The sequence below is a fragment of the Nocardia heshunensis genome (assembly GCF_054782115.1).
This window is the reverse complement of record NZ_BAAGTC010000020.1, coordinates 116,552-131,709: the sequence shown is the minus strand read 5'-3', so window position 1 is coordinate 131,709 and position 15,158 is coordinate 116,552. Positions and strand designations below refer to the sequence as shown.

At 70.5% G+C, this 15,158-nt stretch carries 11 protein-coding genes; 5 read left to right on the top strand and 6 right to left on the bottom strand.

Features of this window, described 5'->3' with window-relative positions:
* The first annotated feature begins 96 nt into the window (after nucleotides 1–96).
* A complete protein-coding gene (locus ACYVN4_RS36830) occupies nucleotides 97–1,629 on the top strand; it encodes a serine/threonine-protein kinase (RefSeq protein ID WP_460727405.1) in 1,533 nt (510 codons plus the stop codon).
* 54 nt (nucleotides 1,630–1,683) lie between these two features.
* Here the strand turns inward: ACYVN4_RS36830 and ACYVN4_RS36825 are convergent, their stop codons facing one another.
* The gene (locus ACYVN4_RS36825) at nucleotides 1,684–2,529 is read right to left on the bottom strand and encodes a helix-turn-helix transcriptional regulator (protein ID WP_460727403.1); all 846 of its coding nucleotides are present in this window, start codon (nucleotides 2,527–2,529) and stop codon (nucleotides 1,684–1,686) included.
* Nucleotides 2,530–2,672: 143 nt separating this feature from the next.
* On the opposite strand from ACYVN4_RS36825, the gene ACYVN4_RS36820 reads away from it, so the two are divergent.
* From ACYVN4_RS36820 to yidC, 4 genes are all read left to right on the top strand, one after another.
* Complete coding sequence (locus ACYVN4_RS36820) at nucleotides 2,673–3,719, top strand: aldo/keto reductase (RefSeq protein WP_460727401.1); 1,047 nt, start codon at nucleotides 2,673–2,675, stop codon at nucleotides 3,717–3,719.
* A gap of 72 nt (nucleotides 3,720–3,791) precedes the next feature.
* Nucleotides 3,792–4,079 carry a putative quinol monooxygenase gene (locus ACYVN4_RS36815; RefSeq protein WP_460727399.1) on the top strand — a complete coding sequence of 96 codons (288 nt, stop codon included), beginning with the start codon at nucleotides 3,792–3,794 and terminating at the stop codon, nucleotides 4,077–4,079.
* A 146-nt stretch (nucleotides 4,080–4,225) separates the two neighbouring features.
* Nucleotides 4,226–4,522, top strand: a complete 297-nt coding sequence (locus ACYVN4_RS36810) for a DUF6412 domain-containing protein (protein WP_460727397.1) — start codon at nucleotides 4,226–4,228, stop codon at nucleotides 4,520–4,522.
* 102 nt (nucleotides 4,523–4,624) lie between these two features.
* Nucleotides 4,625–5,401, top strand: a complete 777-nt coding sequence (gene yidC, locus ACYVN4_RS36805; RefSeq protein WP_460727395.1) for a membrane protein insertase YidC — start codon at nucleotides 4,625–4,627, stop codon at nucleotides 5,399–5,401.
* Here the strand turns inward: yidC and ACYVN4_RS36800 are convergent.
* From ACYVN4_RS36800 to ACYVN4_RS36780, 5 genes are read right to left on the bottom strand one after another with little or no spacing between them, the layout of a single operon-like run.
* Entirely contained in the window at nucleotides 5,368–9,564 is a 4,197-nt protein-coding gene (locus ACYVN4_RS36800) for an nSTAND1 domain-containing NTPase (RefSeq protein ID WP_460727393.1), read from the bottom strand. The genes yidC and ACYVN4_RS36800 overlap by 34 nt on opposite strands.
* A 6-nt stretch (nucleotides 9,565–9,570) precedes the next feature.
* Nucleotides 9,571–10,179, bottom strand: a complete 609-nt coding sequence (locus ACYVN4_RS36795) for a hypothetical protein (RefSeq protein ID WP_460727391.1) — start codon at nucleotides 10,177–10,179, stop codon at nucleotides 9,571–9,573.
* Nucleotides 10,169–10,444 (bottom strand): hypothetical protein, encoded by a 276-nt coding sequence (locus tag ACYVN4_RS36790; RefSeq protein ID WP_460727389.1) that lies wholly within the window; start codon nucleotides 10,442–10,444, stop codon nucleotides 10,169–10,171. Before ACYVN4_RS36790 ends, ACYVN4_RS36795 begins: the two co-directional genes overlap by 11 nt.
* Nucleotides 10,445–10,472: 28 nt before the next feature.
* Nucleotides 10,473–11,006 (bottom strand): hypothetical protein, encoded by a 534-nt coding sequence (locus tag ACYVN4_RS36785; RefSeq protein ID WP_460727387.1) that lies wholly within the window; start codon nucleotides 11,004–11,006, stop codon nucleotides 10,473–10,475.
* Nucleotides 11,007–11,062: 56 nt separating this feature from the next.
* Nucleotides 11,063–15,154, bottom strand: coding sequence for a hypothetical protein (locus tag ACYVN4_RS36780; RefSeq protein WP_460727385.1), 4,092 nt, complete (start codon nucleotides 15,152–15,154; stop codon nucleotides 11,063–11,065).
* Nucleotides 15,155–15,158: the final 4 nt, after the last annotated feature.

Sequence of the window (15,158 nt, the reverse complement as noted above, 5' to 3'; positions counted from 1 at the left end):
CGGAGTAGTGCCATCGAAACCGGCCAAGTGATCGCAGGGCACTACCGCCTGGTCGAACGGATTGGTAGCGGCGGCACAGGTGTCGTCTGGCGAGCCGTGGACCAACGGCTCGAACGTTCCGTGGCGGTCAAGCAGATCATCACGCAGCCGAGCCTGTCCGACGCGGACAAGGACATCGTTCGGCAGCGCGCGGCGCGTGAAGCCCGCAATGCGGCCCGCTTCCAGCACCCCAATGCCATTGTCGTGTTCGACATCACCGAGCACGAGGGTGACCCGTGCCTGGTGATGGAATATCTGCCGTCGCAGAGCCTCGCGGTGGTGCTGTCCGCATCGGGCACGTTGCCACTGCCACAGGTCGCCCGCATCGGCGAACATGTGGCAAGCGCGCTCATCGCCGCGCATCGCGCCGGGATCGTGCACCGCGACGTCAAGCCGGGCAACATCCTGCTCGGCGACAACGGGGCGGTGAAGATCACCGACTTCGGCATCGCCAAGTCCAAGGGCGACGTCACGCTCACGGCCACCGGTCTCATCTCCGGCACCGCCGCCTACCTCGCCCCCGAGGTTGCGCGTGGCGCCGAGCCGACCCCGGCCGCGGACGTCTTCGCCTTGGGCGCCACCCTCTTTCACGCGCTCGAGGGTGAACCGCCCTACGGCACCAATCCGAATCCGCTGGCGCTGCTGTACGCGGCCGCCAACGGTCAGATCAGCGAGCCGCGCAATGCCGGACCGCTCTCGGATCTGCTGTTGTCGCTGTTGAGCTTCGAGCCGGAGGACCGGCCGAGCATGCTCGACGTACGCGACATCATGGCCGAATTCGCCGAGCTCGGCCCGGACGCCGAGGCAACTCGCGTCATGGCCGCGCGCCGCTCGGGCCCGGCGACCCCGGCCCCGACCGCGGGCCCGCGCAACGCTCCGCGCCAGGCCCGGCAGATGGATCGGCGGGCCTCGGCCAATGCCGACATTCCGACCGGAGCCATGAGTCAGGCACAGCTGCTGGAGACCCCGCCGCCGCGCCCGTCCATGAACGGCGGCCCGCCGACGCGCAATCATCCTGCGCCGCAAGCGGATTACTACGACGACGAAGAGAGTGGCGGCTCCAAGAAGAAGCTGCTGTGGATCGCGCTGGTCGCGGTCGTCGTGGTGGCGGGTGGCATCGTGTTCGGGTTGCTGAACGGCTCGGGGTCGAACTCCGACTCGGGTAGCGGTGGCAACTCCACCTCGGCCAAGCCTTCGGTCTCGTCGAGCTCCACCAAGGGCGTGCCGTCCGGCCTCGGCCAGACCAAGAGCGCCGGTGTCGTCAGCTTCGACGCCGCCGTGGACGCAGTGTCCTCCTTCTGGGACGACGTCACCTACACCCGCTACGCCGACGCCTGGAAGCTGCTGACCCCGGCCGCCCAGCAGGTCTACGGCAATCAGCAAGCGTTCCAGATGTATTGGACGCAGAACCCGGTCCTGAAGTACTCGAGCATCCGCGGTGCCAACGGCGGCGGCACGGTCAACCCCGACGGTTCGGTCGACATCGTCCTGGATTCGCTGCAGACCAAGAACGGCGGCAGCAAGTCGGTCAGCACGCGCGTCATCGACGCCGGCGGCGGCAGCCTCCAGATCGACAGCGACACCAAGTAATCACGCCACTCCACGAGCGCCGCACTCCAATCCCGGTGCGGCGCTCGTGTTTTCTCAGCGGTGGTCGGCGGTGGTGAGGGAGCCGAGCAGGCGGAGGGCGTCGGCGCTCGGGGAGTCGGGTTCCACGTGGTGGGCGACGAGGGCCTGGTCGGGATCGTCGGGGAGGCGGAAGGTTTCGAAGCCCAGTTCTACGCGGCCGACTATCGGGTGGCGGTAGACGTACTGGCCGTGGGTTTTGTCCTTGATTTCGTGGAGGTTCCAGAGGCGGGCGAAATCGGGGCTATGGGTGTTCAAATCCTCGATGAGGGTGGCGATTTCGCAGTCGCCGGGGTTGCGGGCGGCATCCAGGCGCAGGTAGGCGACGACGTCGGCGGCCTTGGCGGGCCAGTCCTCGTAGAGGTCGCGCATGCCGTCGTCGAGGAAGACGAGGCGGGCCAGGTTGCGTTCGTGCGGAGGAAGCGCGCCGAAATCGGTGATCAGGGCCGCCGCCAGGCTGTTCCAGGCCAGCACGCTGACGCCGCGGCCGACGATGTAGGCGGGCACGTCGTGGGCGGCCGCGAGCAGGCGGCGCAGACCGGGACGGACCTCCTGCGCGGCGGGCGGTTCGTCGCCCGACCAGGGGCGGGCCAGGCGGTAGAAGTGGTCGCGCTCAACCTGATTCAGCCGTAGCGCCCGCGCCACCGCGTCCAACACCGACTCCGAGAACTGCAGGCTGCGCCCCTGCTCCAGGCGCACATAGTGATCCACGCTGACCCCGGCCAGCAGCGCCAGCTCCTCGCGGCGCAGGCCCGGAACTCGTCGGCGCGCACCGTGATCGACCAGACCCACCTCGTGCGGGCTGAGCCGGGCGCGGCGGGAGCGCAGGAATTCACCGAGTTCGGCGCGACGGTCCAAGGTCATGCTCCGATTAAACAAGCTCCCCGCGAATTCCATCCCTGGTCATGGCGTGCCCAGGCAGACGCCGCACTGTTTACCCCGCTCGGCGGCGACGAATGTAGTGCTCAACGCCGCAACGGACGGCGAAAATATACGAGGAGCACACAATGACCTCCCTACCCACCGCACAGCTCGGCACCACCGACATGCACATCAGCCGGATCGGATTCGGCGCGTGGGCGGTCGGCGGCGCGGGCTGGCGTTACACCTGGGGTCAGCAGGACGACGCCAATTCCATCGCCACCATCCGCAAGGCCGTCGAGGCCGGGGTGAACTGGATCGACACCGCCGCCGTCTACGGACTCGGCCACTCCGAGGAAGTCGTCGGCAAGGCCATCGCCGGTCTGTCGGAGGCCGATCGGCCGTTCGTGTTCACCAAGGCCGGACTGGTCTGGGACGAGAACGACCGCGCCGCCGCACCCAAGCGGATCATGGCCGCCGACAGCGTCCGCCGCGAGGTCGAAGACTCGCTGCGCCGCTTGGAAGTCGAGCGCATCGACCTGTACCAGGTGCACTGGCCCGACACCGGCGCCTCCCTGGACTTCGCCGATCCCGACGGCGTCGACCCGGCACTGGCCACCCCGCTCGCCGAGTACTGGCAGACCATGGCCGACCTGGTGCAGGAGGGCAAGGTGCGCGCCATCGGCCTGTCCAATCACGATGTGCCGCAACTGGAGATCGCCGAATCCATCGCCCACGTGGACGCGATCCAGCCGCAGTTCTCGCTGCTCAAGCGGCAGTCGGCGGACGAATTGGCCTGGGCCGCAGCCCATCACACCGGCGGCATCATCTACCAGCCGCAGCACTCCGGCCTGCTGACCGGCACCTTCTCCGCCGAACGCGTCGCCGCGCTGCCGGATGACGACTGGCGCAAGGGTTTCCCGGAGTTCACCACCGAACTCGACCGCAACCTGGCGCTGGTGGAGGCGCTGCGGCCGATCGCGGCGGCGCACGGCACCACCGTGTCCGCGGTCGCCATCGCCTGGACGCTGACCTGGCCCGGCGTCACCGGCGCCATCGTCGGCGCCCGCAGCCCCGAGCAGATCGACGGCTGGATCGACGCCGCCGCACTGCGATTGACCCCCGCCGACCTCGACGCCATCGCCGCCGCCCTGCGCGCCACCGGCGCGGGCGAGGGCCCGATCGGGCGCTGATCCGACCTGCTGTTCACTCCGAATACCGTTCCCCACCCGGCAATTTCGACAGCAATCTCGAGGAGAATCACCATGACCCTGCACGTCGTCGCCGAACTGCGCGCCACCGCCGGCCAGGAAGATCGCCTGCGCACCGCCCTGGAAGCCATGATCGAACCGTCCCTGGCCGAGCCCGGCGCCATCTCCTACCAGCCCTTCGTCAACCCCAACGACCCGGCGCACATGGTCGTCGTGGAGGAATGGCAGGACGCCGACGCCCTCGAAAAGCACTTCACCACCGAGCACTTCCAGCACATCGCCGGAGTTCTCGAGGGCATCCTCGCCGAACCCATGATCATCAAGCGAACCGTCACCGAATAGGCCGATCGCCCACCCGATCCTCGCGCCCCCGCGGTCATCGCCGCGGGGGCGCGGTCGTGCAGGGGTCAACGGACGCTGGGCAATGGATCCGTGCTGGGGTCGGGGACACAGTGCCCTGGGCGGTGATCACAGGTAGTGTCGAGCGCATGGTCTTGCGGATTCGGTCGACAGCGCTGCTCGTGGGCGCGCTCGTCGTCTCCGTGTGGGCCGTTCTGTATCTCTCCGCTGCCACTCCGAACTCGCTGCTCGTACTGGGTGCGGCCGCCCTGGTCGCGGTCACCGCCGCCCTGCTCTCCGCGCGTGGACCGCTACGCGCGGCCAAGACGCACACCGGTCCGGCAGAAGCCGCCGGACAGCGTCGCCGGGGCGCGTTCCTGCGGCAGAGCAATCCCGACAGTCCGGGGCGTCCGCGCCCCCGAGCACCGGGCATCCTCGCGGCCTGACCGCCTCCGGTGCTGTCGCACCGGTGTGTCCGGCAGGCCTCTTCGCATCCGAATCCTTTTCGCCCGCACTCGATGTGCGGGCGCTGCGCAGCGAGGTACGCCATGCTCGATTTCATCTATTACCCCGTGTCCGCCGTCTTGTGGCTGTGGCACACCGCCTTCGCGTCGATCCTGGGCGCGACCAGTGGTCTGGCCTGGGTGCTGGCCATCGTCTTCCTGGTCATGACCCTGCGCGCGCTGCTGTTCAAGCCGTTCGTGGCGCAGTTGAAGTTCTCCCGCGCGCTCGCCGAGATGCAGCCGCAAGTGCAGGAGATCAAGCGCAAGCATGCCGGTGACCGGGAGAAGCAGGCGCTGGCTATTCAGGAGTTGCAGAAGGAGTCCGGCGTCAATGTGCTGACCGGGTTCCTGCCCATCATCGGGCAGACCATGGTCTTCATCGGGCTCTACCACGTGCTGCGCTCCTTCCAGCCCGGCCACACCGAGAACTACGTGTTCGGTGCCGGTCAGGTGCAGTCCTTCCTGAACGCGAAGCTTTTCGGCGCACCTCTGGCCGACACCCTCGCCCACGCCGGATCGAACACCACCGCCGTTGCCGCCGTGGCGATTCCGCTCATGATTATCGCGGCAGTGGCCACCCACTTCACCGCCCGCGCCGCCGTGGCCCGCCAACCCCAGCCCGCCGACGGCGCCGCCGCGAGCCAGGCCCGCATCATGAACATGCTCTCGCAGTGGGTGTTCCCCGCCGGAGTCCTGCTGTTCGGCCCGTTCATGCCGATCGCCATCCTGCTCTACTTCGTCACCCAGAACGCCTGGACCTTCGGCCAGCAACACCTGGTCGCCACCCGCTACGGGCAGGACGCCACGAAGGGCACCGTCTGAAACATCTCCCGCCACAGGGCTTCGCCGATCCGTTCGCCGGTGGCGGCGCACAACCGTGCCGCCACCGGCGCCGGATCGGCGAACCACAGCACGGAGGTCTGATCCCCGACGGCGAACACCCGCGACTCGTCGCGCGGCGGGAAGAACACGAACCAACTCCAGCCCACCGGCGCCGACAGCGGCCCGCTCGCGGTCGAAATCCCTTCCGGGGCACCGATATCCCACAGTCGTGCGGTGCGGTCGTCGCCACCGGAGACCAGCCGCCGCCCGGTCCGATCCAGGTCCAGGGTGCGCACCGCCCCGACGTGCGCCCGCACCGACGCGGCCGGGCGCGCCGGATCGGCGACCTGCCAGACCCGGAGCATCCCCGCGTCGTCACCCGCGAACAGCCGGGTGCCGTCCGGGGTGAAACGCAGCACCTCGACATTCGCGCCGCCCGCGTCCACCGCGCGGTGAACGGGACGCCGGGGATCGGTCAAATCCCACAGGTGAATTCGAGCCAGGTCGTCGGCGGCGGCGACGAGTGTGCCCGACGGCGCGATCGCGGCCGTCCGCAATTCGCGGTCCGATCCCGACAGCGGCGCGCCGATCGGTCGTGGCGACGCGGGATCCGTGACATCCCACACCCGCAGCGTGCCGCCCGCCCCACCACCGATCAGCCGATCCCCGCGCGGACCGAAAACCAGGACGTCCCCGACACTTCCGGGCAGCACAGGCCCGAACAGGCGCGGCCGCGAGGGCTCGCGCACATCCCACAACCGCACCCCTGCGGCCACCAGCCCGCCGCCTGCGTTCTCGCCCCCCGCCACCCCGCCTTGGCCGTTCCCGGCGACCGTGCCCTCGCCGCCGGTGGCAACACCGTTCCCGCCGCCGCCCGAAGTATCGCCCGCATCGCTCCCTGCGCCGGCGGACTCGCCGCCGGTGGGAGCGGTAATGGCCATCACGCCTTCGCCGCCGGTGGCGAGCACGCCGCCGTCCGGGCGTAGCGCGACTCGGACGCCCACCCGATCCTGCGGTCCGGCGGGGATCTCGCTCAGCGGCCGTGCCCGTCGCGGATCGTCGACTTGCCACAGCTGGACTCGGCCGTCGCGCGATCCGGCGGCCAGCAGCCCGCCATCACGGGCCAGCGCGGCGTCGGTGAGCCCGCTGCCGAAGAGCATCGGCACATGCACCAGCGGCGTGTGCCAGACCACCACGTGCCCGTCCGCGCCCGCGGTCACCGAGCGGGTGTCGGAGATCAGGGCGAGCGGGCCCATGGCACCGGCACTGCCCTGAATGACCAGCCCGGTCGGCAGCACCCGCCCGGGCTCGCGGGTGTCCCACACCCGTAGCGCCCCATCGGATTCGGCGGCCACCAGCGCCTCGCCGTCGTGCGCGAAGGCCAGTCCGAGGATCGGCACCCGCCGTTCGTGCTCCTTCTCGATCGCCCGCGGCGCGGACGGTTCCCGGACATCCCAGGTGAGCAGCGCGCCGTCCGCGGTTCCGGCCGCCAGCAGGCCGCCGGGTTCCAGCGCCAGCGCCCCCACCCGGCCGGGCACCGCCAATCCGGCTCCGGCGGCGGTCATCCCACCGTCCGGGGCCGGTGACCACAGCCGCACCATCGCGTCATCTCCCGCGCTGGCCAGCAGCACCGGAGCGCCGGGATCGATGCCGGGCGGGCCCGACCCGGACGGATCGGCTCCTCCGGAAGGGGTTTCGGCGTCCAGCGGACCGGGTGGGCCGGCCGGTGGTGCGGGGGAGCCCGCGCCGGGCGGCGTTGCTCGGGTGTGATCGGTTCCAGCGGCAGGGTTTTCGGTGGTCGACGGGAGGAGCGCGTCCGGGTCGTCGAGGGTGTCGCCGTGCGGGACGGGATCGGTGGAGAGGGCGATGGCGCGGATCGGGCCGGTGTGCGCCGGGGTCGCGGTGATTCGCCGGATCGAGTGCGGCACGGAGACATCGAGGGTGGTGAGGACGCCGGTGGCATCGGCCACGACCAGGGCGTGCGCGCCGGGGAGGAAGCGAACGGCGGTCGCGGGCGCGCCGAGGTCGAAGACGCCGAGCGGCCGCGGATCAGGCGGCCGGGTGATATCCCACAGCCGGACGGTGCCGTCCTGGCCCGCGCTGACCAGGGTGTCGCCCGCCGGGGCGAACACGACGCCCGTCACCCGGTCGCGGTGGCCGGTGAGCGGGCCGCCCACGGCGGTGATCGCCCGCACATCGGACAGATCCCACAGCCGGACGGTGCCGTCGCCGCCACCGCTGGCCGCCAGTCGACGCGCGGGCGCGGCGGCTAGGCTCGCGACCGGTCCGGCATGCGCCTCGGCGGACACCAGATTCAGTGGAAGGCTCTGTGCCGCCAGCAGTCTCGCCTGGGCGGCCGGGTCACGGCTGTTCATCCGATAGCCCGCCAACGCCAATTGCACCGACAGGCCCGGATCGATCTGTTCCAGGCGCTGGGACGCGCCGATGATTTCACCGAGCCATGCGCCCCGGCGTTCCTCGGCCACCGTCGTGCGGCCGACCAGCACGGCCGCCGTCAGGACCACTGCCAGCACGGTCAGTGCGGCGATTCCGGCCTGCCAGGCGCGGCGGCGGCGAACCCGGCGGCGATGGTGAATCGTGGACTCGGACAGGAATTCCCGGGCCAGGCGGTTGGGGGTGGCGGTGCGGCGCAGCCAGGTGTTGGCGTCCTCGAGGCGGGTGCGGGAGTAGAGCAGGCGGGGTGGTCGCTGCTGGCGTGCCCATTCGCGGGCGTCGGCCTCGATGCGCGGGCGCAGGGCCGCGAATTCTCTTTCCTCGCTGATCCATTCGCTCATCCGCGGCCAGGCGGTCAGCATCAGGTCGTGGACGAGTTCGATGCGGTCCTTGTGCCGCACCACGATCTGGTTGCGGATCAGCCAGGCGATGACGCCACGGGTGATGTCGGGGTCTTCGGCCTCGTCGATGAGGACCTCGGGCGACAGGCGATCGCGCTGGGTCGAGATCGGTCCGATGAACGTCAGGGCCAGGACGATGTGGCGGACGGCGACCTGTTCGCGCTCACCGAGGCGGCCCCACAGTAATTCGCAGCCCTTCGCGAAAGCGGTGTGCATACCGCCGGTTTCGCGGTACGCGTCGAGGGTGAGGGTGCGGCCGTGCCGATGCTGCCAGGTTTCCCACAGCACATAGGAGAACATCGGCAGCCGCAGCGGACTGTGCGCGTCCAACGGCTCGAGGTCGCGCAGCACCACCTCGATCAGACTGTCCTCCACCTTCAACCCGGTGACGGCGGCGGGCCGCGTGATCGCCTCGCGCAGTTCGGCATCCGTCATCGGATCCAGCAGCACCGACGGATTCCGCAGCGCGGCCGCGGTCACCGGATGAGCGCGGAGTTCCGTGAGAAACCCACTGTCACAGGCCAAGACGACGGCGGCCCGCGGTTCGGCGTCGTGTCGCGCCACCTCCGCGAGCTCGGTCAGGAACCGATCGGCCATCTCCGGCGTGCAGCGGGTGAACAGCCGATGCCCCTTGTCCACAAGAACCAGCCGCGGTCCGGGGTCTTCATCGCCCAGTTCGGCGAGAGCGGCCGCCACCGACTCACCCGGCGCCACCACCACCGGCACCCGCCCGCGTGGATCGGCCCGCACCCCGGCCGCCAGCAGCGAAGACTTGCCGACCCCGCGACCACCGAGCAACACCACCACGGCGGGTTCGGCGCCGGCCTCGGCGGCCTCGATCAGATCCCACAATCGCCGCAATGCCGCCGTCCGTCCGAAGAACAGATCCGCGTCCTGCGGGCGGTAGGACGCCAGCCCGCGATACGGGATGCGACCGCTGTCCACGGTCTCCTTGGCCGCCTTCGCCGCCTGCCAATCCGCCTGCCAGCGGCCCGGATCCAGCAGCGTCGGATCGGCGTCGGGCTGCGTCGGGCGCTGCTTGGCCTCCCGGATCAAGACCTCCAGCACCGGGACGACGGCGTCGAAGCTGGCCGGGGTGCGATTGCCGCGCCGCCAATCGCTGATGCGCTGCGCGGTGATCGGGGTGCCGCCCGGACGCAGCCGGGTATTGGCCGTGCGGATCACCTGCTTCACCGGCGGCGCGCCCGCCGCCGCGAACAGCGCGGTCAGGCGGGCGGCGAAGACGGCGCGCCCGTCCGACCCGCCGGCGTCGGCGGGATCGGCGGGCTTCGCGTCGCGCTCCCGCAATCGCGCCTACCGACGCAATCCGGGACCGGCGACCGGCGCGGCCGGAGCCGTCGGCCCGGCCGGACGCGCGGGCGCGGCAGGGGATTCGGGCGCGACCGTGGAATCGGCGAAAACCGTGGAGCAGGACAACCGCATACCCTCCACCGATGTGTCGAGCGCGTGCAGTGACCGCTGGACCGAATCGACCGTCTGCTGCGGCGGACTCGACCCGTCGACGGCCTGGGCGAGTTGCGTCAAAGCGTCGTGCAGCGCGGCTCCGGCAGCGGCGACGGCCGTGAAGGCCCGCCGGGGCAGCGGCTCGGTCATCGTAACCGCCGCGGTGCCCAGATCCCGGTCGACCAGCGCCGACAGGCGTGCCGCCGCTTGCACGCGCTGTTCGACCTCGCCGACGTCACCGTGTTCGGAGGCGGGTCCGATGCCGTTCAATTCCGCCGACAGCGACCGGAAGGTGTCCTGCAGGCCGCCGATCACCCGGCCGCCGCTGGCGCAGTCGGCGGTATCGGGATCGGCGGCAGGCTTTTCGGCCCCGGGGTGGGAACAGCCCGTCAGGGCGGCGACGGTCATCGCGCAACCAACGATGACCGTCGCCACCTGCCGTCCCGTGCTACCCGACATGTGACAGCCCTGTCAGCACGGCATCCTGCACGGCGGGCAGGAATCCCAGGTTCGCGGCCAGCGCCAGGCCGACGCCGAGCCGCATGCCACGATGCCGATTCCACCAGCCCACCGGGCCGCGCCGCGGTCGGTGGCAGCGTTCGCGGGTCTCGGCCTCCGTGGCGTTCTCCTCGTAGTAGCCGAAAGCCACCGGGGCGGACCGTGTGTCGAGCAGGCCGCCGAGCGGATCGGTGACGCCCGTACTGCTGAACCGGGTCTCGATCATGGCGTACTCCTCACTGCGAGAGGTGGATTCAGGCGATGGCCGCGGTCCACGGCTGCATCAGGGCGTCGTGCACCTCCTGCGTGTAGCGGCCGCGGCCGACCAGATCGCTCAGCACCGCCGCCGTCACGGCCTGACTGACCGCGGTCAGCGTGCCGATCGAGCCCAGCGACTGCAGCAGCCCTGCCAGCTCACCGCCCGTCGACGGTGTCGCCGACACCGCCTGCCCCACAATCAATCCCGCCACCTGCACGTTGCGGGACCGGCCGAACTCCTTGGCCGTCTCGCTCGCGATGCGCAGTGGCTGCGGGTCCGTCGACGGCTGCCCCAGACTCGACAACAGCCCGCCCAGCCCGTCCGCGCCACCGGTGAACGCACTCATGCTGTCCTGCATGCGCTTACCCGCCTCGGCGTTCATCCGCTCCCGCTCCTCGGCGGTGAGCTGCGCGGCCCGCTCCACGATCCGCAGCACCGTGGCCCACTGCGGGCCGTAGAGGTACTCCAGGTGCAGTGCGGGATCGATGGCGTTGAACGGGATGGTGGCGTCATTGGTTTCGATACTCATGGCGATCTCCTTCGAGTGATGGGATTCCATTGGGGGAGAGCAGTATTCGAAATGTGTCAGACTCCGACCGAAACCAGTCGTCGAGAGTCGCTGTCCCGCAACCCGTCGGCCGCCTCGCCCCCGACCAGCGGGATCTCGGCATGCGCGACAGGCGCGGCAGCAGGCTGATTCGCGGGCGCGAGCAACTTCATCAGCCCGGCGATCACCTGATCCAGGCTCGCCGTATCGGTAATGCCGTCCAGGAACTGCGTCCCGGTAGCGGCGGCCCCGCCACCGGTGGCACCCGGCGCCATGACCCCGCGAATCGCGGAGATGATGTACGACCGGAACCCCGGATCCAGCAGCAGCAACAGCGGCGTGAGTACCAGCGCCAGCAGCGCCGTCGCACCACCGGCCGCGACCACGGCCAGGACCGGCAGGGCGAGTGCCAGGAACGCGCCGACGGGGATGCCGACCAGCAGCAGCGCGAGCAATGCCACCGCCGCCAGGCCGACCAGGGCCAGTGGAATGCCGATGCCCAGCAGCGGGATTCCGATGAACGCGGCGATGGCCGCGCCCACGGCCAGCACCGGCACCGCCACCGCTGCGGCGGCGAGAGCGGCCGCGCCGAGAGCCGCCAGGGCCAGGAGCGGCAATACCAGCGCGGCCAATGCCGCTAGCGCGGCCAGCACCACCGGGATTCCGATGGCCAGCACCGGGATTGCGATGGCTGCCGCGATCGCCGCGCCGATGGCCAGGACCGGGATCGCCACCACGGCTGCGACGACGGCCGCCGTGCCGAGCGCGGCCAGGGCCAGGAGCGGCAATGCCACGGCGGCCAGGACCGGCAAAGCCACCACGGCCAGTGCGGCGAGTGCGGCCAGACCCAGCGGAACCAGAACGAGCGCCGCTGTCAAAGCCAGGACCGCGGCGGCGGAGAAGTCGAGGATCGAGCTCGCCAGCCAGGCCACGAGCACGAGACCCGTTGCGCCCGTCCACAGTCCGCCGAACAGCACCGATGCGAACAGCGGCACCGCGAAGAGGCCGAACGCGCTGACGCCCACTGCTACCGCGGCCACGATCAGTCCGGCCAGCAGGAACGGGGACCAGAGAGCCGCTGCCGCCAGCGCGAGGATGGGTGAGAGCGCGGTGGACAGGATCGGGGCGAACGGGCCCACGATCAGGAACGGCAGCGAGAACACCACGGCCAGTGCCAGTGCCGCGATACCGACCGGCAGCATGGCCGCGGTCAGGGCCAATGTGACGGCCAGGGTCGCGATCGCTCCGGCAATGCCCACCGCGGCCAGGCCGATGAATCCGGCGAGGCCGACCACGCCGATCGCCGCCAGTGCCGCGATCGTCGCCGCGATGGCGATCGGAATCGCGACCAAGGCGAAGGGCGGGAACAGCAGCGAAGCGTAGACGAAGGTGCCGATGATCAGCATGGCGATGAGCGCGGGCGCGATACCGCTGGCCACGGTCAGCACTCCGACCAGGCCCAGGAGCAGGCCGGACACGATCGCGGTGCCACCGATCCCGCCGAGCACGATCAACAGCTGCGCGCCCAGCAGCAACGGCAACGCCAGCAGGGCGAGCGGCGGATTGATCAGGATCAGGGCGAAGAGCGCCAGGCTCAGCATCACGAAGCTGACCACGTTCACCGCCAGGCCACCGGCGATGATCGCGGCCACCACCGCCAGCGCGACGCCGATGGCACCGGCAGTCAGCGCCACCACCGGGGCGAAGGTGAATACGAAATCGAGTGCGGCCAAACCCATCACGGCCGCCGACACGATCGCCGCGAACGCGATCAGCGCGGGCAGCACGAACGGAATCGTGTACGGCATCAGGAACATGAGCAGCCCGCCGAGGATCACCGTGACCGACGCCCAGGTGACCGCGAGGCTCAGCAGCGCGGTCGTGGCGAAGCCCAGCAGCAGCCCGCCGACACCCACCGCGCCGAACAGGAACACCAGCCCGAGCGCGGCGGGCAGCGCCACCAGCAGCGCCAGGAACACCGGGGCCAGGATCGGGCCGATGATCGGCAGCGCGAAAACCAATGCGAAGGTGGCGATCAGGCCCAGCACGGTCGCGACCACCGGCGCGACAACACCGGCCGCGATCAGGATCAGCCCGGCGGCCGCACCGAGGCCCCAGAGCGCCACCACGGCAGCCAGTTTCACCGCGATCGCCGCCAAAGACAGTGCCAGCAGTGCGATCACGGCCGTGGATCCGACCGCGGTCAGTGCGATCAGTCCGGTGAGGAACAGTGCGCCGATGGCGATCGCGGAGGCCAGCCCGACCGCGCCGAAGATGATCAGCGCCGCGGCCCCGAGAATCGCGAAGACCGGCAGGAAGATCAGGCCGAACGGCGTGAACAGCGACGCCACCGACAGCACCGCCAGCAGTGCGGTAGCCGCGAGGAAGGTGAGCCCGAGTGTGCCGAATACCAAGGCCGCCAAGCCGATCGAGCCGAACACCAAGGTACCGAGGGCGATCACCGAGAATGCGATCGGCGCGATGATCAGACCCAGGAACGGGAACAACACCGTGGCCACCAGCCCGGCCGCCAGGGTCGCCGCGAGAATCGCGATCATCGCGCCGCCGCCCAACGCCAGGAAGGTCATCGCCAGCGCGATACCGCCCGCCACGACGACCGCGAACGCGGCCACGCCGAGCGTCAGGATCACCGGGGCCAGCACCTGGAAGGCGATGAACGCCACCGGAAGCGCCACCAGCAGCACCGGAATCGCGATAATGGCCAGCACCACGAACACCGGAATCGCCAGCACCGCGAGAATGATGCCGCCGATCACCAGCGCGCCGATCACGAAAGGCGCGGCCACGATCGCCGCCAGCACCACGATCGCGCCTATGCCGATCGCGCCGATGGCCAGCGCACCGGCGAACAGCAGCGGCGCAATGGCGAACAGTGCCACGATCGGCAACGCGAGCAACGGCAGTGCGGCATCACGGCGCACACCGGTGCCCATGAGCATGGACCGCAGCTCGTGCAGCAGCGGTGCGGCAGCCGCACCCGGATCCGAGATCAGGCCGAGTACCGGCGTCAGGAACCCGAGCATCGGGGCCAGCCCACCCATGGCGGGGGCGGCGAACCCGAGCACGGCCGCACCGAGTGCATCCAGTCCGGTGGCCGGATTCGCCACCAGATTCCGCACGCTCTCCGCGAGCTGCTGCAGCGGATCCCCGCTGCCGACGGTCTGTCCCAGAATCGGATTCAGCATCTCCCGCAGCCCCTGCGCCGGATCGGCAGCGTCCTGCGGGAATCCGAACAGGGCGCGGCCCCGGTTGATCAGCTCCGCCACCGGGTCCTCGCCCAGGTCTTGGCGTCGCGACCCGGCGCCTTCGAGGGCCCGACTGACGAACGCCAGCAGATCCTCCACCGGCTGCCGCAGCGGTCCCGACGGGAAGGTCTGATCGGCCCAGGACCCCAACTGCCCCAGGTCGATTCGCGACCCGACCACCTGCGCGGCCACCTCGGCGAGCTGCGCGACCGGCGAGGACGCGGGACCCAGCAGTCCGGCAGCCTGCGTCGGCCCGCTACCGGGAATCATCGACTCCCCGGCGACCGGACCACCGGAAGCCGGTGCGGCCCCGGGTGATTGTGTGGGCGGCGTGAACAGGTCCCGCAGTTGGCTCAGTCCCGGCTGTGCGGGAGTCCCGGCGGGTGCGCCACCCAGCGCGTTCACCGCCTGATCGATCACGTTCTGCGCGGCCGGACCCAGATTCTGGCCCAGCGCACCGAGATCCGGCACCGGCACCCCGAGTCCTTGCGCGGTCGCGCCCAGATCCTGCACGGCCGCACCGATATTCGGCCCCGCACCGTTACCCAGGTCCTGCGCGGCGGCACCGAGTCCCGGGATCGCGTCACCGAGGCTCTGCAGTCCGGCCCCGATCTCCGGCGGCACCGGCACCCCGAGCGGATTCACGGGCTGCTGAGAATCACCGATCGCGGGCCGCGTCCCGATATCGATCGGCGGCAGCGGCAGCACCGGACCCTGAGCGGTGGCCTGGCCGGTGCCCACCATGACGGTGGCCAGCGAGGCGAACGCGGCCGCGGCGTACAGGCCGCGCCGGGAGCGCTTGCATTCCTTGATTTGCCGGGCGGCGCGCTTGGTCGTCCGGGCTCGAACCAGTGATGCTGACATGGAA

Coding starts and splice junctions, on each gene's coding strand:
- ACYVN4_RS36825 (WP_460727403.1), bottom strand. CDS start 2,529: ATGACCTTGGACCGTCGCGCCGAACTCGGTGAATTCCTGCGCTCCCGC.
- ACYVN4_RS36820 (WP_460727401.1), top strand. CDS start 2,673: ATGACCTCCCTACCCACCGCACAGCTCGGCACCACCGACATGCACATC.
- ACYVN4_RS36815 (WP_460727399.1), top strand. CDS start 3,792: ATGACCCTGCACGTCGTCGCCGAACTGCGCGCCACCGCCGGCCAGGAA.
- ACYVN4_RS36810 (WP_460727397.1), top strand. CDS start 4,226: ATGGTCTTGCGGATTCGGTCGACAGCGCTGCTCGTGGGCGCGCTCGTC.
- yidC (WP_460727395.1), top strand. CDS start 4,625: ATGCTCGATTTCATCTATTACCCCGTGTCCGCCGTCTTGTGGCTGTGG.
- ACYVN4_RS36795 (WP_460727391.1), bottom strand. CDS start 10,179: ATGTCGGGTAGCACGGGACGGCAGGTGGCGACGGTCATCGTTGGTTGC.
- ACYVN4_RS36790 (WP_460727389.1), bottom strand. CDS start 10,444: ATGATCGAGACCCGGTTCAGCAGTACGGGCGTCACCGATCCGCTCGGC.
- ACYVN4_RS36785 (WP_460727387.1), bottom strand. CDS start 11,006: ATGAGTATCGAAACCAATGACGCCACCATCCCGTTCAACGCCATCGAT.
- ACYVN4_RS36780 (WP_460727385.1), bottom strand. CDS start 15,154: ATGTCAGCATCACTGGTTCGAGCCCGGACGACCAAGCGCGCCGCCCGG.